This is a genomic window from Flavobacterium solisilvae (assembly GCF_012911605.1).
GTDB classification, from domain to species: domain Bacteria; phylum Bacteroidota; class Bacteroidia; order Flavobacteriales; family Flavobacteriaceae; genus Flavobacterium; species Flavobacterium solisilvae.
In genome coordinates this window covers 1-403 of sequence record NZ_JAAMPT010000133.1, presented here as the reverse complement: position 1 = coordinate 403, position 403 = coordinate 1, and the positions used below count along the sequence as shown (strand labels likewise).

Below are 403 nucleotides of genomic sequence, written 5' to 3'. Positions count from 1 at the left end.
TTTGAAGTAGTTTGATTTGTTCCCAAAATGATACGAACTAAAAATAGCTTTAAATAGGTCGTTTTTATCAAAAACAAACCTTTTCTCTTGTAAGGTGAGTTCCATGCTTTGAGTTTGGCTAGTAAATCGGGCACACCAAGGATATTGATGCTGCGTTTGATGTTATACACTAGCATTATCAAACTGTGTTCGCCGTTTACTTTCTCTAATCCTATTAAATTGGTGTGGTTATAACCCCATTTTCGTTTTATTGTTCCAAAGATGTGTTCGTTGATTTCTTGGCGTTTTCTATAGAGTTGCTGGTTGGCTTTATAGCGTTTGTTGTTTTCCTCTACTGCATCAGCATACTCACTTCGGTCAATCTCTCTTCCGCCTTTTCGGCTGGTACATTGGTCTTTTACTG

At 37.5% G+C, this 403-nt stretch carries 1 protein-coding gene; it reads right to left on the bottom strand.

Annotated features, from left to right (window positions below; genetic code table 11):
• A partial coding sequence (locus G6042_RS00620) for a transposase (RefSeq protein WP_235933137.1) occupies nucleotides 1–403 on the bottom strand: 403 nt, incomplete at both ends.